The following is a 21,460-nucleotide window of genomic DNA, read 5'->3' on the forward strand; positions in this document are numbered from 1 at the left end:
GGGGGACACGGTGGTTACCAGGCGTGGACGCGGTTCTGTGCGGGCTTTAGGCCCAATCCGACCAACAATTCGGTGGCGTCAGCGGCCTGCTTGCAGATAGTGAGAACCTGCACGCGCTCGGCAGTGGTGAAGTTCTCCAGCACGAAAGACGCCGGATCTTTGCGGCCAGTCGGACGACCAATCCCAATGCGCACCCGCTGAAAATCTTTGGTACCCAACGCGGCCGTCACCGAGCGCAGCCCGTTGTGGCCACCCTCCCCACCGCCGAGTTTGAGCCGGATGCGACCGAAGTCGAGGTCGAGGTCGTCGTGGACGATGATGATGTCTGCGGGTGCTACCGAGTATAATTTCGCTAGTGGCCCCACCTGCTTGCCAGACTCGTTCATGTAGTTTCGTGGCTTGGCCACCAACACCGGACAACCCGCTAGCTGGCCGTTGACGACGTCAGCGCCGGAACGCTTATGCACCTCGAATTTCGAGCCCAGTCGAGCAGCGAGTAGGTCGGCAACCATAAACCCAACGTTGTGCCGAGTACGGGCATAGTTTTTGCCGGGGTTGCCTAAGCCGACCACCAACTGGGGGCACCGCCCACTGACCAGGGTGGGCTTGGCCACCGCGCGAACCGCCTACTCGGACTCGGTTACGGTGTTTTTGGCTTTGCCAGCCTTGTTTTCGGCTGTTCCTACTTCCGGAGCTTTGGGAGCCTCGCCGGCGTACTCGGCCTTGGTTTGTGCGACCGTCGCCGCGTTCACCACATTGACCACCAGCATCTCCGGGTCGGAAACTAGGGTGACGCCAACCGGCAGGGGTATCTGTCTGGCGGTGAACATAGTCCCCGGTTCGATGCCCTCGATAGATATGGTCAACTGCTCAGGAATCGACAGCGCTTCGGCCTCGATCTCAATGGAGGTGGCCTCCTGGGTGACCAAAATGTCGGGTCCAGCGTCACCTTCGACCTCAACGGGGACTTCGACTACGACCTTTTCTCCACGACGGACTACCAGCAGGTCGGCGTGCATGATGGTGTGGCGGATCTGGTGGACGTCGATTGCTTTAGTTAGCGCCAACTGTTCCTTGCCATCGATGTCGAGGGTGAGCACCGCATTGGCACCGATCTGTCGGAGTACAGCGGCGAAAGCGTGTGCCGGCAACTCCAGGTGCTGTGGCTCCTCGCCGTGGCCGTAGAGGACGGCGGGAACCTTGCCGTCACGCCGGGCTCTTCGGGACGAGCCCTTGCCGATGTTAGTACGTACCGATACGCTCAGCCGGTTGACTGTTGACTTAGCCATGATGTCGTTTCCTGTGTGCTCTGTGCCTTGAGATTCGGGAGATAGGAGCGCGATGTCTAGGTGGTTTTCCGGCGATAACGGTGCTCTGGAAGTCTAGTTAACCGCCATCCACCCTCGCCGTGACGCCCGGACAGGCTAGCGCATAGAACCTCCAGAGGGAAATTTGGCGTCTGGAGGTTGCTTGGATAGCCTACACAGCGCGGAGGCGGTAGATCTGATCGCCGAGCCTCCCGACTGCGGCCCATCGGCTGGGTCCGGCCGAGAAGGCCGAACTTCGGGTAGGCGAACGTGTTGTCCAGCATATCCTGTGACATGGCGTAAAAAGTTTGCCGGCCGTCGAAATCGGTGTTAGTGGACACCACGTTTGGTACCGGCCCTCATCAACGCGTCACCGAACTTGTGACCGGAGTGTCCTTGCAAGTCGGTGTGCGAGTAGCCCGGATGAGCGGCCAATGTTCGCAGCGGCGAACCTACTGCGGTGAGACAACACGGCAGCTCGCTGGTGAACAGCAGGTTGGCGAGCCTAGTACTGGCCGTAAGCCCGCCCGCAGACGGGACGGTGGAGATTCGGGCATGCTCGAGGGCCGCTCAGGTCAGTTCCAGCGCCGCGAACGCACCCCACCGTAGTGTCATAAGTTATCCATTGCTGCAACGTTTTGGGCCCGGCACTGCTTATATTGCTTCTCAAGACCTACGATCATCGCAGAGTTTCGCTCGAACAGATTGTCCGTGATTTGCTCTTCTCACTGAGCTCAGGTCAAAAGAGGTCGCACGGCTAACTGTCGCCTCATAGGTTTCCGCGAGGATCAGGTTCTGGTGGGTGGTCACACTAGATATTCTGTTAAACTACTTGTAGTTTGCAGTCATCACCGGTAGGGCACGGTCGCTTCAGCCATGTGTGTCACTGTCGGACCCGGCCACTCTTGCTGCAGCATACTAAACACACCGTTAAATGCTGTAGATGCAATACTAAAGTTAAAAGCCTATTTTTCCAAGTCTTGCTGACCGTTGGCGGCATTATCTATCGAGTCAAACACCCGGGCCGACATATAGGTCGGCAGAGATAGTCTCTGGTGTTAGCGCTCCGAAATACATCTCTTTAGTTTTTATCCTTTCTTGCTGGGGATCAGGCAGTTCATCAGGTGTGGTTGTCCAGGATTTAGCCACCGCGGCATGGAAGCAACCGTGACTGCTTTGGGTCGGGATTACTTGGCGGCAACGACAAATCCACGGATGATCGTCTCGATATCGTTTGATTGTGCGACCGCCTCGTTGGCCAAGCTGGTAATGGTGAGCTGAACGAGGTATTGCTGTTTAGCGGGTGGTGGGCCAGTGGGGATCACGATTCGGTTCCAGGCATGTAGTCGTTTGCCCTCGAGGTCATAGCTGCCTTGAATCATTGCCGACGGAAAACCGTTGTAGTTTGCCGTAGAAGCGTCCAGCTGCCTGAAGTTCTTGAAGAGTTGGGCATCGTCATTTCCGTGTTTAATGACTTGGGTCGGGTCGAATTCTCCGCGCAGCTTGAATACCACGAGCCTTGCTGTCGGATACTTACCGCCTTTGGCGATGATCAACGTCTCCGGTGTGATGTTCGGATTGCTATACGGTGACCATCCTGGTGGTGTCGGTATTGACACGGTCAGACCGACTAAGGAGCTCGGCGCCACCTGCTGCCCGGTGACACCGATGCTTTCCAGATACTGCGGCAAAGGGATGGGCTTGTCGGTCGTGGTCGTAGTGGTTGTCGAACTTTTCGACAGGATTAATTGGTAGTCAGGGGCTTTCGGCCCACAGGCGACCGCGGATATGCTCAGCGTGACCACCGCGGCAGCAGTGTGCAGCCTGGCATGGATTGCCTTCCTCCTCATCGTTTCGTTCTGCATCGTCGCCGGAGGCTTTCACTAAATTTCACGTACCACGTCGATCGACCGAGCCAGCCTGGCGCCCTTCGACGTGACGACAAAAGGTCGTTCGAAATGGGTGGGTTTTTCGGCCATGGCGTCCAGCAGCTGCTCGTCGGTCGCGGTGGCGAGGTTCATTTCGGCATAGAGCGATTCACATTTACGCACGGCGGCGCTAACATCGGCCCTGTCGGCGTGGCTAAATTAGCTCGTTCCGGGATAGTTGCACATTCAAAATATTTCGCGATTCTGTGATCGAAATCCTTCCCTTGCAATAGGTTTACCCTCTTACAGGAGGTGCTGCAATTCGGGTTGTGGTAGATGACGGTGGTGCCCCGCGGACCGCCCTGGTCGGTAACCATCTACGCGTCTCCGTCGAATAACCCTGTTACTGAGCCATTTTCGAAAACAGCGCGGATGGTGCTGGCTAACAACGGTGCGATGGACAGAACCGTGAGCTGGGGGAAACGCTTCTCCTCTCCGATCGGCAGCGTGTTCGTGACGATTACTTCCCGGGCGCCGTACTGGGCCAGCCTTTCAACAGCCGGGTACGACAGCACGCCGTGGATAGCTGCGATGATCACGTCACTGGCGCCATCGTTACGCAGCAATTGCACTGCTCCGGCAACGGTGCCGCCAGTGTCGATCATGTCGTCGATCAGCACACAGGTGCGGCCTTCGACTTCGCCGACGACCCGGTTGGATACCACGTGGTTAGGTACGCGCGGGTCTCGGGTCTTGTGAATGAAGGCCAACGGGACACCGCCCAGTGCGTCGGCCCATTTCTCGGCGATCCGCACTCGTCCGGAATCGGGGGAGACCACCACCATGTTATTATCCGGGTAATTGTCCTTGATGTAGCCTGTCAACAAGTTTTGCCCGCGCATGTGGTCGACGGGCCCGTCAAAGAACCCCTGAATTTGGTCGGTGTGCAGGTCGACGGTCACGATCCGGTCGGCTCCCGCCGTTTTAAGCAGGTCAGCGACCAGTCGCGCCGAGATCGGCTCACGGCCGCGGTGCTTCTTGTCCTGTCGAGCGTAGGGGTAGAATGGCATAACGGCGGTGATCCTCTTGGCGCTGCCCCGCTTCAGCGCGTCGATCATGATCAGCTGTTCCATTAGCCAGGTATTCACCGGTGCCGGGCAGGATTGCAAGACGAACGCGTCACAGCCGCGCACTGATTCGTGGAAACGCACGAAGATCTCGCCGTTGGCGAATTCCCGCGCGTCCTGAGTAGTGACGTGCACGTCGAGTTCTTTGGCTACCTGCTCAGCCAGCTCGGGATGCGCACGGCCCGAAAAAAGCATCAGGTTTTTTCGATTGTCGGTCCAGTCGTGGCTCAACATGCCGCCCTCGCCGTATCGGGGTTGAAATCGGGAATGAGAAGGCCCCATCGTACGCAAGCGTTTTGTCTGAACACGTGGCCGGGTTGCCAGAAAACAAAATTCACGGTGGCTAGTCGGGTTTGGATTTCTGCTGGAATTGTTTGCTAGCATGTGTCGAGGCCTTTTCTGCGGCCTGAGCCGCGGCACTGCCGGGTCGCTTGTGTTGCACCCAGTTTTCGATGTTGCGTTGCGGGCCCACGGAAATAGCCAGTGCCCCCGGCGGGACGTCGTTGCGCACAACTGTACCGGCGCCTGTGTAAGCGCCGTCGCCCACGGTCACCGGCGCGACGAACTTGGTGTCCGACCCAGTACGTACGTGCGACCCGATAGTGGTGCGCTGTTTGGCTGTGCCGTCGTAATTGACGAATACACTGGACGCGCCGATGTTGCTGTGCTCGCCGATATCGGCGTCGCCGACGTAGGTCAAATGCGGCACTTTGGTGCCGGTTCCAATGGTGGAGTTCTTGGTCTCGACGAAGGCGCCCAACTTGCCATTGGTGCCCAGCACGGTGCCGGGTCGCAGGTAGGTGAAGGGGCCGACCATGGCTCCCGCACCTATCGTCGACGATGTGCCGTGCGTGCGGACCACCGTGGCACGCTGACCGATTGAGACGTCGGTCAGCGTGGTGTCCGGTCCGATAACGCAGCATTCGCCGATCTGAGTGTGGCCGAGCAACTGAGTGCCGGGGTGGATTACGGTGTCGCGGCCGATCGTCACGTCTATGTCGATCCAAGTGGTAGCGGGATCGATGATGGTGACACCAGCCACCTGGTGAGTGGCTACAATACGGCGGTTGAGTTCGGCGCTTAGTTCGGCCAGCTGAACGCGGTTGTTGACGCCAGCCACAAGCACGTTGTCGTCGATGTGTTGAGCATTCACCTTTTGGCCGTCCCGGCGAAGGATGGAGATCACGTCGGTGAGGTAGAGCTCCTGTTGGGTGTTGTTGGAGTTCAGTCTGATCAACGCCGACCGCAATGCCGTGATGTCGAAAGCATACACGCCGGTGTTGACCTCGCGAATCTCGCGTTGTGAAGGCGATGCGTCGGCGTGCTCGATTATCGCCATAACTTCATTGTCCTGGGCGCGCAGGATCCGTCCGTAGCCAAGGGGATCGCTAAACGTCGTGGTTAGCACCGTTACTGCGGCAGATGTGGCGTTGTGGGTTGCGATCAGTTCGGCCAGAGTGTCGGTGTCGAGCAGTGGGGTATCGCCTGAAGTGACGACGACAATGCCACCGTAGTCATCGGGTAGTGCGGATAGGCCGCAGAATACGGCATGTCCGGTACCACGAGGTCGATCCTGGAGTGCGACGTCAATTGTGCGTCCAAGGGTGTCGGCCAGTTCGGCGACTAGCGGCGCAATGCGCTGGTGCCTGTGGCCTAATACCACAACTAGATGCTGGGGTGCCAGTTTGGTGATCGCGTGCAGTGAATGCGACAACATGCTGCGACCGGCGATGGTGTGCAGCACTTTCGGGGTATCTGATCGCATTCGGCTGCCGGGACCGGCCGCTAAGACGAGGACCGCGGTATCACCACGAAACGTCATCGACTCTCCTCGAGTGTCTGCCCGTGAGCACGCGTGTCTGTACATCGACTTGCCGTCAAGCGTGGCATTTCATGTACGCTTGACGGCAAAGAAATCGCTCCGTCGCCAGGACTCGAACCTGAACTATCTGAACCAAAATCAGAGGTGCTGCCGATTACACCACGACGGATTGGATACCGACGATGAGCGGTCCACCGTGGTTGGTGGACCGTGTCACCATGTGAGACTCTAGTCTGCCGGCCGCGTCCGGTCCGAGAGGAGTCGGATAATTTGATCAGCCGAAACGCTATCCTCAACGGCGTGGCAGTGCTGGATGAGGAGCCGGACAAAAAATAAGTGCGCGCACCGCGCGCCAGGATGACCGGTCATGAGCGCCGACGCCAACTTATTGGTATCGCACGCTCATTGTTTGCCGAGCGCGGCTATGACGGGACCGCAATCGAAGAGATCGCGCAGCGCACCGACGTGTCCAAAAGCCGATCGTGTATGAACATTTCGGCGGCAAGGAAGACCTCTACACAGTGGTGGTAGACCATGAGATGTCGGCATTGTTGGACGGCATCACCTCGTCGAGGACCAATAACCGGTCCCGGGTGCGTGTCGAGCGGGTCGCACTGGCCTTGCGCACGTACGTTGAAGAACGTACTGAAGGCTTCCGGATCATGATCCGCGACTCCCCGGTTTCGATCAGCTCGGGCACTTATTCCGGCTTGTTCAACTACACCGTCAGCCAGGTCAGTTCCATCCTGGCCGGCGACTTCGCCCGGAGCGGCCTAAACCCGAACCTGGCCCCGCTGCCCGTACAAGCACTGGCGGGTTTGGTGTCGATGACAGCACAATGGTGGCTCGACATACGGGAGCCCAAAAATGAAGTGGTCACAGCGCACCTGGTCAACCTGATGTGGAATGGCCTGACCCACCTGGAGGCTGTTCCTCGGCTGCAGGACAAGTAGAGGTTTTGGTGCGCTGAACCACACGGCACCGGAGCAGTGGAAAACCACCGGAAACTACGACCTATTCGACGATCCTGTCGGAACGTGTTACTAGAGTGAAGTATTCGGCTTAAGCGAAGTCGCTCGAAAGCAGGTCAGCGGTCGTTTTGCGGCGGACTAGTACACGGGGCCGGCCATCCGTGGTGGCTACCAAAAGTGGCTGGCCGACTGTGTTGTAGCGTGACGCTATGCTGTGGTGGCAAGCACCGGTACAGGACACGACCGGCCAGTCCCCACGGTAGCACGTCCGCAGGCAGTTCGATATCGCGCGTGATTTCGTCGCCCGCTTTGCAGTGCCGGCTCGCTGACGTGACCTTGTACTGCATCCCACCCCGTACCAGCGACAAATGCAGGTTATCGCTCATACTGCTGTCCACTGCAGCGAAAGTGCCCCCCCGAGTTGGACCTTTACCGAACACACGCAGTAATTAAAGTGACACTGACCCAACCGCTGATCGTATGGCCAGGCCACACCATTATGGCCGGGTGAAGGAAATGCTCGGCGGCATCCGCGTGATCGAGTGACTCCTTCGATCACGCGGATTAGCTTGTCAAGGTCCAGTCCGCGATCTGCAGCTACATACGGGATACTGTAGGTCAATCCCAATATTGCGTTCGGTGAGGATGACGCTGTTCTGGGCGCGCACATCGGTCATCGCCGCGATGGTACGGTGAACGGCCTCGCCTTACAGGGCCGCGTCGGTGATCTGCGAGTCGCTGTCGCAATGCAGCCCGACCAGATCGCGGGATCGAATCGCCGGGGCGCTGCCTTGCCAAAAGACAGCAGGAGCTCTATGCATGTCACGCTTCCAAGGTGTGCCCGGTCGGTGTCAGGTGCGGGTTATTCTTACGATTCCTTGTTGCCGCCGGAGTCGATCTTGACGAAGCCTCTAGTGCTCCCGATGGGCCCTAGAATGGCGCATCATGACCGCACCGGGGCCTGCCTGCTCAGACACCCCAATCTTGGGGCTCGTTGAATTGGCACTCACCGCGCCGACCTTCGGCCAGCTCATCGAGCTCGCGAGCACTAGACCAGCTGAATTGAGCCTGACTGGCCCTGCCTGTGTGCGGTTGTTCGTCGCCAGTGCACTGGCTCGGCTGGGTCCCTTGCTGGTGGTCACCGCCACCGGTCGCGAAGCAGATGATCTTACCGCCGAGTTACGCGGCGTCTTCGGCGACGCGGTGGCGGTGTTCCCGTCCTGGGAGACGTTGCCACACGAACGACTGTCACCTGGCGTAGACACCGTCGGCACCCGGTTGATAGTGCTGCGCCGACTAGCCCATCCCGACGATGCCCGGTTGGGTCCCCCCTTGCAAGTGGTGGTGACCGCGGTGCGTTCGCTGCTGCAGCCGATGACAGCGCAGCTGGGTTTGGTGGAACCTGTTACCTTGAGCGTCGGCGATGAGATCGATTTTGAACGGGTTATCGCGCGCTTGATCGAGCTGGCATATACCCGGGTGGATATGGTCGGCCGGCGCGGTGAGTTCGCTGTCCGCGGTGGGATTCTCGACATCTTCGGCCCGACCGCCGAACATCCGGTGCGTGTCGAATTCTGGGGTAACCAGATTACCGAGATACGGGTGTTCTCGGTGGTCGATCAGCGCTCTATTCCCGAGATCGGTGTCGACACGTTGATTGCGGTCGCCTGCCGAGAACTCCTGCTCAGCGACGATGTGCGGGCGCGGGCCGTCGAGTTGGCCGCGCAGGCGGCTGCACGGCGGCCGACAGGGGAAGCTGCTGTCTCCGGCAGCGTCACTGACGTGTTGGCCAAGCTGGCCGAGGGGATACCGGTCGACGGGATGGAGGCGCTGCTCCCGGTACTTTGTCCTGGCGAGTACACGCTGCTGACTGACCAGTTCGCTGCTAGCACGCCGGTGTTGTTGTGTGACCCGGAAAAGGTCCGCGTTCAGGCGGCCGATTTGATCAAGACCGATCGGGCATTCTTCGAGGCGTCGTGGTCGATAGCCGCCATAGGTGCCGACAACCCGGCACCTATCGATGTCGAGCAGTTGGACGGGTCGGGGTTCGTCGAATTAAGCGATGTGCAGGCCGCCACCATCCGGTCCGGTCATCCGTGGTGGACGTTGAGCCAACTGCCCGACGAGTCGGCGTTGGAGCTCGACATCCGAGCGGCACCGTCGACACGTGGGTATCAGCATGACATCGACGGTATTTTTGCGATGCTGCGTGCGCATGTTGCCACCGGTGGATATGCGGCGATCGTCACGCCTGGGACCGGAACCGCCCATCGAGTGTTGGAGCGACTTGCCGAGTCTGACATTCCGGGTGTGATGCTGGAACCGGCCGCCGCACCAGGACTTGGCCTGGTCGGGGTGCTCAAGGGTCCGCTGATCGATGGTGTGGTGATACCGGGCGCCAACCTGGTGATCATCACCGAAACCGATCTGACCGGCAGTCGGGCGACGGCCGTCGACGGCAAGCGACTGGTGGCCAAGCGGCGCAACACCGTCGATCCGTTGGCACTTACCGCTGGCGACTTGGTGGTGCATGATCAGCACGGCATCGGACGGTTCGTGGAGATGATAGAGCGCACTGTTGGCGGCGTTCGTCGCGAGTACCTGGTGCTGGAATATGCTTCGAATAAGAAAAGTCGGCAGGCTGATAGGCTGTATGTTCCGATGGATTCGCTGAATCAGTTGTCGCGGTATGTAGGCGGGCAGGCGCCAGCGCTGAGCCGGTTAGGCGGCAGCGACTGGGCCAACACCAAGACCAAGGCCCGCCGCGCGGTGCGAGAAATCGCGGGTGAGTTGGTGTCGTTATATGCCAAACGCCAGGCCAGCCCAGGACACGCATTCGGGCCGGACACGCCCTGGCAGGCCGAGATGGAGGACGCGTTCGGCTTCACCGAGACCGTCGATCAGCTTACCGCGATCAACGAGGTCAAGGGCGATATGGAAAAGTCGGTGCCGATGGACCGGGTAATCTGCGGCGACGTTGGTTACGGCAAGACCGAGATCGCGGTGCGTGCGGCGTTTAAAGCGGTGCAGGACGGCAAGCAGGTTGCCGTGTTGGTACCGACCACGCTGCTGGCCGAACAGCATTTGCAGACGTTCACCGAACGGATGGCCGGATTCCCGGTGACCGTCAAGGGGTTGTCACGGTTCACCGACGCCGCCGAATCCCGCGCGGTGATCGACGACCTTGTCAAGGGGTCGGTGGACATCGTGATCGGCACACATCGGCTACTGCAGACTGGGGTGCGCTGGAAGGATTTGGGTCTGGTCGTGGTTGACGAGGAGCAGTGGTTCGGCGTCGAGCACAAGGAGCACATCAAGTCGCTGCGCACCCACGTCGACGTGCTGACCATGAGCGCCACCCCGATCCCGCGCACCCTAGAGATGAGCTTGGCTGGGATTCGCGAGATGTCCACGATCCTGACGCCGCCTGAAAAGCGCTACCCGGTTTTGACTTATGTCGGCCCGCACGATGACAAGCAGGTAGCGGCCGCGTTGCGGCGCGAGCTGCTGCGCGGCGGGCAGGCGTTTTATGTGCATAACCGGGTCAGTTCCATCTATCAGGCCGCCGCCCGGGTGTGTGGCTTGGTACCCGAAGCGCGGGTGGTCGTCGCGCATGGGCAGATGCTTGAGGATCGGCTGGAAAACACAATGCGGGGGTTCTGGAACCACGAATACGACATCTTAGTGTGCACTACGATCGTAGAGACCGGCTTGGACATCCCCAACGCCAACACGCTCGTCGTCGAGCGTGCCGATACCTTAGGTCTGTCCCAGCTGCACCAGCTGCGGGGTCGGGTCGGTCGTAGCCACGAGCGTGGTTACGCCTACTTCCTCTACCCGCCGCAGGCGCCGCTGACGGAGATCGCCTACGACCGGTTGGTGACCATCGCACAGAACAATGAGCTGGGCGCGGGCATGGCGGTCGCGCTCAAGGACCTAGAGATCCGCGGCGCCGGCAACGTGCTAGGTGTTGAGCAGTCCGGGCACGTAGCAGGAGTCGGCTTCGACCTCTATGTGCGGCTGGTGGGTGAGGCCGTCGAGGCGTACCGAGCCGCTGCCGACGGCAAAACCGCTATTACGGTAGAGGAGCCCAAGGACGTACGGATTGACTTGCCGGTGGATGCACACCTGCCGTCAGATTACATCGCCAGTGACCGGCTCCGACTTGAGGGCTACCGGCGGCTAGCCGCGGCGTCTTCTGACACAGAGGTCGCAGCCGTTGTGGACGAGCTCATTGACCGCTATGGAACACTGCCCGAACCGGTCCGTCGGCTGGTAGCGGTGGCTCAGTTGCGGCTGCTGTGCCGCAGCTCGGGCATCATTGAGGTGACCTCCCCGTCGGCCGCGACCGTGCGGTTGTCCCCGATGTCGCTGCTAGATTCCGCCCAAGTGCGGTTAAAACGGATGTATCCCGGAGCACAGTACCGTGCCACCACGGCCACGGTCCAGGTTCCTATCCCGCGAGCCGGCAGCTCCGGGGGAGCTTTAGGCGCTCCGCGTATCCGCGATGTGGAATTGGTTCAGGCTGTAGCCGACTTGATCACGACGCTGCAGGGTATACCGAGGAAAGATATTGGCATAACGAAACCGACATCGAAGCGAGTAATAACAAGTTCGACGAAGGTGAGCTTACCAGCTCCGGACGGACCGACCAGAACCACCCCGCCGTTATTGCAAGACCGGCCCCCGGTGTCCGGTTGATTTCGGCACCGGAAGCTTCCGCATGGCGAACGGCTGGTCGACACCGTCGAGGTGATAGACAAACTGCGCTCCACTGGCCCCTGGGAAAGGGGGTAGATCCACGGCTCGTTGCGCCGTTACCTGTTGGAGGAGACCTATGAGCGGTTGGACTGCGCTCCGCAGCGGCAACGCTGAAGTGTTGCGTGAAGAACTAGACTACGCGTGTTATTAGGTTCTTTTCCACGCCTGCATCGTCAAGGACGTGCTGCAACTTCCTTTCACTGTCGCTGATGTCGCTGGTGTGCTGATGCGCAAGTTGTACCATCGAGTGTCGGTAGTGCTTGCGGTCGAAACAATTTCGCTTGATAACCAATTAGCGCAATGGGATTAGAGTGCAAGGACGCTGAAAAGCCGCGGAACTCAATGAGAGCCGACGCCCATATCAGCTAATCTACATTAGCTTTGTAGCAAAAGTGGGTTCAACTTTTCGAAAAAGCTAGACTGCCCGCTGACTTGATCTCCTCCCCGATCCTTTAATCTCGATATCCGGTGATATAGACTTCGAGAATGAACTTCGAACAGCAGGTTTAGAGTTTGTATATACGGTCTGCGGGGGTGAGGAAGCTGGTTATCGCCGCGTATCGCGGGAAAGCATTCCAGAGGAGTTTGACGTCACTCTACTCAGCTAGACAGACGATGACGAGTGGTGCCCACTTCCTATCCGGCACCTAAGCTGTCAGCGAGGAGTCCGAGCCGCGGAATGCCGATTCCGACAAGAACAGTGCAGCGGACACCGGGAAGTTGTGAGGCGACTCCAAGCTTGCTGATGAACCTAAAGGGTCCAAGTGGTGCTGACACCGGCCCACACGCATTTCCAAACAGCAATCACCATGTTTGCTATAGTGAAGTTTCTTGTATTAATTGACCTTTAGATCAATTAATACAAGAAACTTCAAGTGTCAGTACTAGCCGTATGTTGCTAGTAGCTAATCGATAATTCACTGAAGTCGATGCAGTATTTGTGCACCACGGCCCCGCAGCGACGAGATCGTCGACAAACCCATGGGACGATGATCAGACCGAAGTCGGTGCCCGAGAGTCGTAGGGGAGTGTGATGCCGCCGATACGTTGGTTGCGTACGGTCGCCGTTATCGGTGCAATCGTCATGGCCGGTGGACACCCATGCCAGCGATCGGCCCGCCGATCAGTTCAGTTGCGTGTGTAGGCGGAGAAACGCTTTGCGGCGTTGGACAAATCCGGTCATCGCGCTGGAAGTCTATAATCCTTATATTGCCCGCATCACTGAGGCTTGAGAACCCGAAGTGCCATATTGTGTGGACCACGCTGGCGGGCATCGTGCAGTTGGGGAGCCACCACGGTACATACCACGGCGCGACGCTGGAACCGAACGGTGGTTTACGTCCCCCTCATATTGACAGTACATGCGACGCCGTACGCGTCGTCGATAACGATGAAGGAGGATGCAGGTTTATGGCTGAGAGAGGAGCGGGTGATGGGACCGATGCAGTTTATTTCGGAAACGTGGCGGTTGTACGGGGTCGGTGCCAACAACGACGGCATTGCTAGCCTGGACAACATCGCCGACGCCACGTTGTCGGCCATGGGCTATATTGTGCTGAACCGGAATTGTGCTGAAGTGAAAAAGATCTGGTGACACCACGAGGTCGGATCACGGCGCTGCCCGCCTACAACAAATTCAGCGCTTAAGCATGAGCTGCTCGAGACTGGGCGACTGCCTACTCGGCTGGTCACCCGCTGTAGAAGAATAAGAATAGATTGGGTGTGACTCAGACTTTACTCTAACGGCGGCCCGGGACCGACGCGGCAGTGGAGGTTCCTCGCTGGCGGGGTTGAGCCGGGTCGACCCCACCCACAGGACGTCTACGTATCAGCCACGAAATTAAGGAGAACTTGGTGCCGATTATCGAGCAGGTTGGGGCCCGCGAGATTCTCGATTCCCGCGGCAACCCGACGGTCGAAGTCGAAGTGGCGCTTATTGACGGAACTTTCGCCCGTGCAGCCGTGCCTTCGGGCGCATCTACCGGCGAGTACGAAGCCGTCGAGTTACGTGACGGTGACGTTCGTTACGGTGGCAAGGGAGTGAAAAGGGCCGTGAACGCCGTGCTCGACGAGATCGGCCCAGTGATGATTGGCCTCAATGCCAATGACCAGCGGCTGATCGACCAGGAGCTGCTGGACCTCGACGGCACCCCCGACAAGTCCCGATTGGGTGGTAACGCGATCCTGGGTGTCTCGCTGGCCGTCGCCAAGGCGGCTGCCGATTCAGCGGAATTGCCGCTGTTCCGCTATATCGGGGGGTCTAACGCGCACATACTGCCGGTGCCGATGATGAACATCCTCAACGGCGGCGCGCATGCCGACACCGCTGTCGATGTGCAGGAGTTCATGGTGGCGCCGATCGGGGCACCTAGCTTTGTTGAGGCGCTGCGTTGGGGCGCCGAGGTATACCACGCGCTCAAATCGGTTCTGAAGAAAAAGAGATTAAGCACCGGCCTGGGTGATGAGGGTGGCTTTGCCCCTGAAGTGGCCGGAACCACCGCGGCGCTGGACCTGGTCACCTTGGCCATTGAAGCAGCTGGTTTTAAGCCGGGTGCCGATGTGGCATTGGCTCTTGATGCGGCAGCCACCGAATTCTACACGGACGGCATCGGCTACAACTTCGAGGGCATGACCCGCACTGCCGACCAGATGACTGAGTTTTATGCCGACTTGCTGGGCTCATACCCACTGGTGTCCATCGAAGACCCGCTGTCTGAAGATGATTGGGACGGTTGGGCCGCTCTGACGGCGTCGATAGGGGAGCGAGTGCAGATCGTTGGGGATGACATCTTTGCCACTAATCCGGAGCGACTGGAGGAGGGCATTGATCGCGGTGTGGCAAACGCGTTGCTAGTTAAGGCGAACCAGATCGGCACGTTGACCGAGACGCTCGAAGCGGTCGCGCTAGCACATCAAAATGGATATCGCACGATGATCAGCCACCGCAGCGGCGAGACCGAGGACACAATGATCGCCGACCTGGTCGTGGCTCTCGGTAGCGGGCAAATTAAGACGGGAGCACCCGCCCGCAGTGAGCGCGTCGCTAAATATAACCAGTTGTTGCGGATTGAAGAGGCGCTCGGTGACGCCGCCCGCTATGCCGGCGACCTGGCATTTCTGCGATACGTCGTGGAGACGAGATAAGTGACAACCAATCCGGAATGCAGCTAGCTCTCCAATGCCCGAAGCGAAACGACTAGATCCAAAGCACCGTTCCCCGGCATCGCGCCCAGGGAAAGCCGGCGACTCGGTTCGAAATCGTCGCTCCACTAAGCCCGTCGCTAAGCCTTTCGTCACGCCTGCCCGGACCGGGCCGGTATCGTCTCACTCCGGCCGTAACTCTACGCGGCCGCTGACTGATCATGTGGTCGAACCCATCAAACAGTCGATCATCGAATCCCTTGAACGACGGTCCGATCAGCGGTTGGGTTTTACCGCGCGGCGCGCGGCTGTGCTGGCCGCCGTTGTTTGTGTGCTGACACTGACCATTGCCGGGCCGGTGCGCACCTACTTCGCGCAACACACGGAGATAGAGCAGTTGGCAGCAACTGAGGTTACATTGCGCCGCCAAATTGCAGATCTCGAGCAGCAGAAGGGCAAACTCGCTGACCCGGCCTATATTGCGGCACGGGCCCGCGAGCGCCTCGGCTTTGTGATGCCCGGAGATGTGCCGTTTCAAGTCCAGCTTCCATCGACTGCCGCGGTGTCTTCGCAGCCAGGGGGCCAAGCTGCGAAACCAGCCAACAACGACCCGTGGTACACCTCGCTATGGCATACCATCGCCGATGATCCGCACCTACCGCCAGCCACCGGCCCGCTGGCCTCTCCACTCGCTCCGCTGCCCACGACTTCCGGTGGTTGACCGTGCCGACCTGGAAGCCGTGGCTCAGCAACTGGGTCGCGAGCCTCGCGGGGTCCTCGAGATCGCCTACCGTTGCCCCAACGGTGAACCCGGCGTTGTCAAAACCGCGCCGAAACTTGATGACGGCACCCCGTTTCCGACGCTATATTACCTAACGCATCCGGCGCTCATTGCCGCCGCCAGCCGGCTGGAGTCGACCGGACTGATGCGCGAGATGACCGAGCGACTGGGCCAGAATGCCGAGTTGGCTGCCGCGTATCGACGAGCGCACGAATCGTATCTGGCCGAGCGGGACGCAATCGAATCGCTAGGGACCACGTTCTCTGCTGGAGGCATGCCCGACCGGGTTAAGTGTCTGCACGTGCTGATTGCCCATTCGCTGGCCAAGGGGCCCGGGTGGAATTTGCTCGGTGACGAGGCGCTCGTGCTGCTGGCCGCTGATCCGACGACGGCCGTGACCCTAGTAGCAGGGCACTGGAAGGAACGTGACCGGTGAGTCGGGTCGCTGCGATTGACTGTGGTACCAACTCGCTTCGGTTGCTAATCGCTGATGTGGCGGGCAGGCAGTTGCGCGATGTGCATCGCGAGATGAGGATCGTGCGGCTGGGACAAGGAGTCGACGCAACGGGTGAGTTTGCGCTGGACGCGATTGCTCGGACCCGGTCCGCGCTGGTCGACTATGCTGCGCTGCTGAGTGCTCACCGCGTCGAACGGGTGCGGATGGTTGCCACGTCGGCCGCGCGCGATGTCGTCAATCGTGATGTGCTCTTTGCAATGACAGCCGACGTGCTTGGTGCCGTAATCCCTGGCTCTGTAGCGGAGGTGATCACCGGCGCCGAGGAAGCTGATCTGTCTTTTCACGGTGTTGTCGGCGAATTAGATAGCTCCGGTGCGCCTTTCGTCGTTGTCGACCTAGGTGGTGGATCTACCGAGATCATTCTTGGTGGTGGGTCGGCGGGGTTCGGGGTCGTAGCGAGTTATTCGGCCGACATCGGCTGCGTGCGGCTGACCGAACGTTGTTTGCACTCCGATCCGCCGACACCCGAGGAAGTCGCTGCAGCCCGCCAGGTGGTGCGTGAACAGCTCGAAGTGGCATTGCAGATGGTACCGGTTGAACAAGCACGGACCTGGGTTGGGCTGGCCGGGACGATGACCACGCTGTCTGCCCTGGCACAGAATATGACGACATACGACTCTGCGGTCATTCATCTTTCGCGAGTGTGCGGCAGTGATCTTATGGCGGTCTGTGATCGGCTGATCGGCATGACACGCATACAGCGCGTCGCGCTGCCACCGATGCACGTGAGCCGGGCCGACGTGATCGGCGGTGGTGCAATCCTGGTCCAGGAGTTGGCGCGCGAGCTGCGTACCTGGGCGGGTATCGACGAGCTGATCGTCAGCGAACGTGACATTCTGGATGGCATCGTGTTCTCGATCGCGGGGTAAACTCCGGTCGATGTCACGTCGGTACCGTAGAGTTGTTGACTGAGTGGTGGGTTGCTTGAGGTTGACCAACGGTTTGTGGTTCGCGCGGACATAGAAGAGTTGACCTGTCGCCACCGATGAGTTCACTCTAATGACTAACCGAAATAACCAACCGTTTCGCTGCTAAATTCGGTTGTCGAAATTAACGGTTTCTGCAGGGTGCAATCTGCATGACGGTCGATTACACGAACGACTCCAGTACCCACCGTGCACGCGGAAAAGCGGTCAATTGAGCGGACGGTCCACGTTTTTACGGCGTCCATCATTTTGGGTTGGCTAGCTATTTGCATTGTCCCCACCGTCTCCCTGCCATCGCTGGAAGCGGTCGAGCAAAGGGCATTCGGTGCCACCGAGTCCTCAGGAAGCTTTGTCGTATTCAGCGATCCGGTGCATTGGGCAGATGTTCCACGAAGGGAATTTCGACAGTTAAGAGATAATTGTGTTGGAGGGTAACCAACTGTTAGGTGACGCAGCTATTAAATATTACGATGTAATGATACAGCAGTGGCAAGTTGGTAGCAGCACGTTAAAGCGTGCCAGACTTCTATACCGATCCCATCACGTCGGCGAGCGTGCAAAACAACTATGGTAAAGCCTTGGCTGTATCATTGCTTCTGACCGGTAATCGAGGTGAGCCGCTGGTCCACGAATCCCTGGATGCCGTCAGTAAAATCGTCGCATATGCACCTGCTTCGCCTAATATTCAGACTTATGTAACGGGGGCGTTATCGCTTATTACGAATATGCGGCACAGTGGTGAGGCATCTGTGGTCGAGATCTCCACAGCTTCAGTCATTGTGATTTTTGCCGCGCTGCTCTTTGTCTATCGTTTGTCCATTAATGTCATTGCTTTGCCGTTTATGGTGACGGTCTAACTTACTGTGGTGCTCTGCAGTGTTGATATTGTCGTGCATAGCGGAGCTGTTGGTCTTACCACCTTAATTAGGTCGCTTACGATTTAGATCGGCACTGATTAAAAGATTTCCTCTTAAGGCGGTATTAGAAAGATCGCCAGGCTAGTGATGCTAAAGGTTCCACCTTAGTATATCATGTACCACGGAATTGCTCATATCATTTTGGGCACTGGCTTGACCATTGCCGGTTCTACCTTGTGATTCAGGTACGCCCGATTACTCTATCTTTAGGAGCTTGGCAATTCTCACCGCTGTAGGGGTGCTGATTATTTTTGCGGTAGCGTTGAAGCGGTGGCCAAGAATGCTGGTCATTAGAAGCAGTTTTTCCTGTTCGACTCCAAGTTGCCGATTCAAGCTTGTGGTTAGCGGCGTGTCGGCACCGTTGGTAGTTCACTGGCCCCTGCCCGTTCTGACTATCACTATGGTGACTGCTCTCGTTCGTTTCCTGGCTTATGTACGGATTTCGAATCAACTACAAAGACCTGACAATTTACACAACTGCACTACAGGAAAATAAAGGCTTCTCTATCGCGGACCACCATTTCTCCCCGGCGTGTATGAAGCCGGAAATTTTAATGATAAAATCGGATAATTATGTGCGAAGCTTGGAGGATTTTCTGATACTGGACCAGCTAGATAAAGTAGTATTTACTATTCCGTAGATATAGCGCCGCCGGTCATAATGCTATTCCAATAACTGGCAATTTACCACGCGTACGTACCACTTTAGACCAGCATGTGGAACGTACGGTACGTGTACAGATAGATATTATTAGCGCTATCGGGTGAACGACTTGTGTAAAGTACGCCTACTGGATGGTCAAAACAGTGGCTAATATTAGGAATGTGAGTGTTTTTATCAATTTTAGACAGTATACACAGCCTAGCTGGTGACACTGCATATAGTGTAAATGGCTAATTTGGGTACACACGAATAGTATTGAATATTTGACTATTTTGGGTGATTAATTTGAAGTTATTTATATCGAGAAAAACACTGCCTAGACATGCCAAGCTGCTGGTAATTTCGGTCGATCTTTGACGCATTGGATGGTTTGTATCAGGACGGAGACTCTGCAATTTTCCGAGGACTCCTTGGTGGGCGTGCAGAGTAGAGCAGCTTAGTCAGGCATTCACAATAGGATGTTCGATCATCGGAAGTCTCACCCGAAAATGGTGCGGTCGTTAGCGGACTCGATAGTAAACCGAGCTGTGATGCGCCTTGACGATTAAGCTTACGATGGCTTGGCTCAAGCTACTGCTTAACCCATTGTCCCAGGATTTGTCCGAGCAGACAAACTGCTTGAATAGTCGTGGTAAAGTGTCGGCGTTTATGTCGGACCCATACCGGTTTGTCAGGCGGATCATCGATCAACCGGTGTGTCGGTGCTGCGACTGGCCGCGTCGTTCACCACCGGAACCACCAGGTCGGCTAAGTCGACGTCGTCGGTTTACCGGTTTTTGCCCTCGCCCAACCGGGAGCGCAGTGGTAGCTGGTTAACAAGCGACGTCATGCGCCGTGTCTTTTGATTTAATGCGGTCCAAGGCATTCTCGCTGGTTGGTGGCAACGCCGAATTATCCTGGTGGGTGAGTTCGGCATAACCGTGAATCTCAGCCTACGGTGTTTGCAGGTCGTGGCTGGCGTCGGTAATGAATTGGAGCATTCGAAAGTCGGAGTTGGTGTGTTGCGACAGCGCACATCTACGTTGTCCAGCAATCGACTTAGCGTCTGTCCGATGATGCCGACACCATTGTCCGTGGTTGGCATCCTGCGGATGCACTGGTGCGTCTATTAGGTCGCCATCGCTGGTAAAGGGGTTCATGGTGAACTTCGCGGCGACCTCGCGGCGCGACTGGCGAAGGGTGTATCCGACCCCATTCGAACCGTGAGTGCCGCCGTGACCAGGAGCGCGCTGGCCATAAGAACGATGGTGGTGATGTTCTTGCGCGCAATGATTTGGCCGGCGAGGGTAAGCGTGATATGCAGACGACAAGGATGTCGGGATCCTTCCATTCGGCAGTCAACCCGATAGGGTCCGCGGCTGCCGAGGTTTTCGGTATGGGGTTGGGCCGTCAGTCCACGTCTGCGCTTCGAGAGCTCGTACTACATCGAGCAGCGCGGAGAGCTGCTGCTCTTCGGAGAAGAAGCTTGCCAAGCCGCGGCCATGACGCCGTTGTTTAGCACAGCGATCCGGTTTCCGGGCGTCTGTTCGGTAAATTCCAGCAGCGCCTCTTACACCGGAGGAGTATCGGCATGCGTAGAAGCATATTCGCCGGTTAGGCATCTAGCGTATGAGTTATCAAATGTATGCAGGATTTCGGCGACCGTCGTGTCATTTGTCGCGGTGACATACCCGCGCTAACTCAGCACGAAGATGACGCCGACAGCTACCGGCAACTATATTAACGACAGCTAGTACGCTCAACAGCAACATGGTGGCGTAACGGAATGGGTGAGCCAACTATGGTTTCTGGATGAAACGTTTTCGTCCGTTGTCATATGGAGGCCGTTCGGGCGTTATTTCGGTGGCCGCAGAATTGGCGCAGGACGGTATGGATCATCGGCTTTATACCGGAGGTGATCGTTTCCTCCAATATAGAGATGGATAGATCGACGATGTTGGTGTGCCCAGCGAAGTCGTAGTTCCAGACTGGGTTGAGGACAGCGATATCGGCGTGTCACTGCTGGCTAATTCACGCGGCTGGTGGTGTCGGCTTGCAAATCGCCGACTTTGAGAACCTCGCTGCAAGTGGGGTCAGCTTGGTAGAGCACCGCAACAACCCACAGAATCGAGCGATCAGTTCCTCGAGGTTGAACGGCTCGGTCATGTCGTCGTTAGCGCCTACAAGTTAAGTTGGTTACTCGTTTCATGACCGAGTCACGCGTGCTCAGAAACAGCGTCGGAGTGCAGGGTTGTATTCTCGGATTTGCTATAGGATGCATAGTACGCTCACGTCAAGGACCAGAACGTCAGGGGGCTGACCTTTTCGAACTTGGCTAGGGTGTGGAAACTTTCGACCATCCAGCCTTCATAGTGCAAGGTCATCTTCACCAGGTTCGTCAACGCCGGATCGTCGTTGATCAGCAAAACTCGGATCGGTGTTCCAGCGGCCCGATAGATCAAGGGCAGCTGTCCAAGAAGATCCTGGCTCGTCCCCTAGTTACCCACGTATCCCGACATTGCGGTATTTTTCCCTACATTTTTCTCGACCGCATAATCTGATTATCATAAATCAAATATGGACGCATTGTTCAATGTTATACTCGGCGTCCGAGCACGTATGTTTTCCTGGTGTTGTATCAGTCTTCTTGATCTAGATGGTACGCCCAAAATACTGTTA

The 21,460-nt window shown here is 57.7% G+C and carries 12 protein-coding genes, 1 tRNA gene and 6 pseudogenes; 9 read left to right on the forward strand and 10 right to left on the reverse strand.

Features of this window, described 5'->3' with window-relative positions; translation table 11 throughout:
• Window positions 1-14 precede the first annotated feature (14 nt).
• Together pth and MLPF_RS01410 are read right to left on the reverse strand one after the other, a co-directional pair.
• Window positions 15-614 carry an aminoacyl-tRNA hydrolase gene (gene pth, locus MLPF_RS01405; protein ID WP_045842359.1) on the reverse strand — a complete coding sequence of 200 codons (600 nt, stop codon included), beginning with the start codon at window positions 612-614 and terminating at the stop codon, window positions 15-17.
• A 12-nt stretch (window positions 615-626) separates the two neighbouring features.
• The gene (locus tag MLPF_RS01410; RefSeq protein WP_045842360.1) at window positions 627-1,289 is read right to left on the reverse strand and encodes a 50S ribosomal protein L25/general stress protein Ctc; all 663 of its coding nucleotides are present in this window, start codon (window positions 1,287-1,289) and stop codon (window positions 627-629) included.
• Between the two features lie 345 nt (window positions 1,290-1,634).
• Here MLPF_RS01410 and MLPF_RS16765 point away from each other — a divergent pair, with 345 nt between their 5' ends.
• Complete coding sequence (locus MLPF_RS16765; protein WP_045842361.1) at window positions 1,635-1,916, forward strand: hypothetical protein; 282 nt, start codon at window positions 1,635-1,637, stop codon at window positions 1,914-1,916.
• 578 nt (window positions 1,917-2,494) lie between these two features.
• On the opposite strand, the gene MLPF_RS01420 is transcribed toward MLPF_RS16765, so the two are convergent.
• From MLPF_RS01420 to MLPF_RS01440, 5 genes and pseudogenes are all read right to left on the reverse strand, one after another.
• Window positions 2,495-3,157, reverse strand: a complete 663-nt coding sequence (locus MLPF_RS01420) for an LpqN/LpqT family lipoprotein (protein WP_045842371.1) — start codon at window positions 3,155-3,157, stop codon at window positions 2,495-2,497.
• Between the two features lie 33 nt (window positions 3,158-3,190).
• Window positions 3,191-3,552: pseudogene (locus tag MLPF_RS01425) on the reverse strand (ArsC/Spx/MgsR family protein).
• Window positions 3,553-4,533 (reverse strand): ribose-phosphate diphosphokinase, encoded by a 981-nt coding sequence (locus tag MLPF_RS01430; protein ID WP_045842372.1) that lies wholly within the window; start codon window positions 4,531-4,533, stop codon window positions 3,553-3,555. It lies immediately after the preceding pseudogene.
• Between the two features lie 112 nt (window positions 4,534-4,645).
• Window positions 4,646-6,124 carry a bifunctional UDP-N-acetylglucosamine diphosphorylase/glucosamine-1-phosphate N-acetyltransferase GlmU gene (gene glmU, locus MLPF_RS01435; protein WP_045842362.1) on the reverse strand — a complete coding sequence of 493 codons (1,479 nt, stop codon included), beginning with the start codon at window positions 6,122-6,124 and terminating at the stop codon, window positions 4,646-4,648.
• Between the two features lie 97 nt (window positions 6,125-6,221).
• Window positions 6,222-6,293: transfer RNA gene (locus MLPF_RS01440), tRNA-Gln, on the reverse strand.
• Window positions 6,294-6,481: 188 nt separating this feature from the next.
• On the opposite strand from MLPF_RS01440, the pseudogene MLPF_RS01445 reads away from it, so the two are divergent.
• Window positions 6,482-7,077 (forward strand): annotated as a pseudogene (locus tag MLPF_RS01445) (TetR/AcrR family transcriptional regulator).
• A gap of 109 nt (window positions 7,078-7,186) precedes the next feature.
• On the opposite strand, the pseudogene MLPF_RS16770 reads toward MLPF_RS01445, so the two are convergent.
• Window positions 7,187-7,430: pseudogene (locus tag MLPF_RS16770) on the reverse strand (diaminopimelate decarboxylase); the annotation flags it as partial.
• A gap of 610 nt (window positions 7,431-8,040) precedes the next feature.
• Here MLPF_RS16770 and mfd point away from each other — a divergent pair.
• The 7 genes and pseudogenes from mfd (at window position 8,041) to MLPF_RS01480 (ending at window position 18,078) form a co-directional block, all read left to right on the forward strand.
• On the forward strand, window positions 8,041-11,796 hold the full coding sequence (mfd, locus tag MLPF_RS01450) for a transcription-repair coupling factor (RefSeq protein WP_237755929.1): 3,756 nt from the start codon (window positions 8,041-8,043) through the stop codon (window positions 11,794-11,796).
• A 1,093-nt stretch (window positions 11,797-12,889) separates the two neighbouring features.
• A pseudogene (locus MLPF_RS01455) lies at window positions 12,890-13,557 on the forward strand (lysozyme family protein).
• 153 nt (window positions 13,558-13,710) lie between these two features.
• Complete coding sequence (eno, locus tag MLPF_RS01460) at window positions 13,711-15,000, forward strand: phosphopyruvate hydratase (protein WP_045842363.1); 1,290 nt, start codon at window positions 13,711-13,713, stop codon at window positions 14,998-15,000.
• 34 nt (window positions 15,001-15,034) lie between these two features.
• The gene (locus MLPF_RS01465; RefSeq protein WP_045842364.1) at window positions 15,035-15,718 is read left to right on the forward strand and encodes an FtsB family cell division protein; all 684 of its coding nucleotides are present in this window, start codon (window positions 15,035-15,037) and stop codon (window positions 15,716-15,718) included.
• Entirely contained in the window at window positions 15,711-16,214 is a 504-nt protein-coding gene (locus tag MLPF_RS01470; protein ID WP_045842365.1) for a DUF501 domain-containing protein, read from the forward strand. The genes MLPF_RS01465 and MLPF_RS01470 overlap by 8 nt, the downstream gene beginning before the upstream one ends.
• Entirely contained in the window at window positions 16,211-17,164 is a 954-nt protein-coding gene (locus MLPF_RS01475; RefSeq protein WP_045842366.1) for a Ppx/GppA phosphatase family protein, read from the forward strand. Before MLPF_RS01470 ends, MLPF_RS01475 begins: the two co-directional genes overlap by 4 nt.
• A gap of 572 nt (window positions 17,165-17,736) precedes the next feature.
• Complete coding sequence (locus MLPF_RS01480; protein WP_050038841.1) at window positions 17,737-18,078, forward strand: MMPL family transporter; 342 nt, start codon at window positions 17,737-17,739, stop codon at window positions 18,076-18,078.
• Between the two features lie 1,164 nt (window positions 18,079-19,242).
• Here the strand turns inward: MLPF_RS01480 and MLPF_RS16775 are convergent.
• A pseudogene (locus MLPF_RS16775) lies at window positions 19,243-20,553 on the reverse strand (histidine kinase dimerization/phospho-acceptor domain-containing protein).
• Between the two features lie 61 nt (window positions 20,554-20,614).
• Window positions 20,615-21,249 (reverse strand): annotated as a pseudogene (locus MLPF_RS01485) (DNA-binding response regulator).
• Between the last annotated feature and the right edge of the window lie 211 nt (window positions 21,250-21,460).

Source organism: Mycobacterium lepromatosis, assembly GCF_000975265.2.
GTDB classification, from domain to species: Bacteria; Actinomycetota; Actinomycetes; order Mycobacteriales; family Mycobacteriaceae; genus Mycobacterium; species Mycobacterium lepromatosis.

Excerpts from the sequence above, each read along its gene's own strand:
- MLPF_RS01465 (WP_045842364.1), top strand. The coding sequence starts at position 15,035 with ATGCCCGAAGCGAAACGACTAGATCCAAAGCACCGTTCCCCGGCATCG.
- MLPF_RS01420 (WP_045842371.1), bottom strand. The coding sequence starts at position 3,157 with ATGAGGAGGAAGGCAATCCATGCCAGGCTGCACACTGCTGCCGCGGTG.
- MLPF_RS01410 (WP_045842360.1), bottom strand. The coding sequence starts at position 1,289 with ATGGCTAAGTCAACAGTCAACCGGCTGAGCGTATCGGTACGTACTAAC.
- glmU (WP_045842362.1), bottom strand. The coding sequence starts at position 6,124 with ATGACGTTTCGTGGTGATACCGCGGTCCTCGTCTTAGCGGCCGGTCCC.
- mfd (WP_237755929.1), top strand. The coding sequence starts at position 8,041 with ATGACCGCACCGGGGCCTGCCTGCTCAGACACCCCAATCTTGGGGCTC.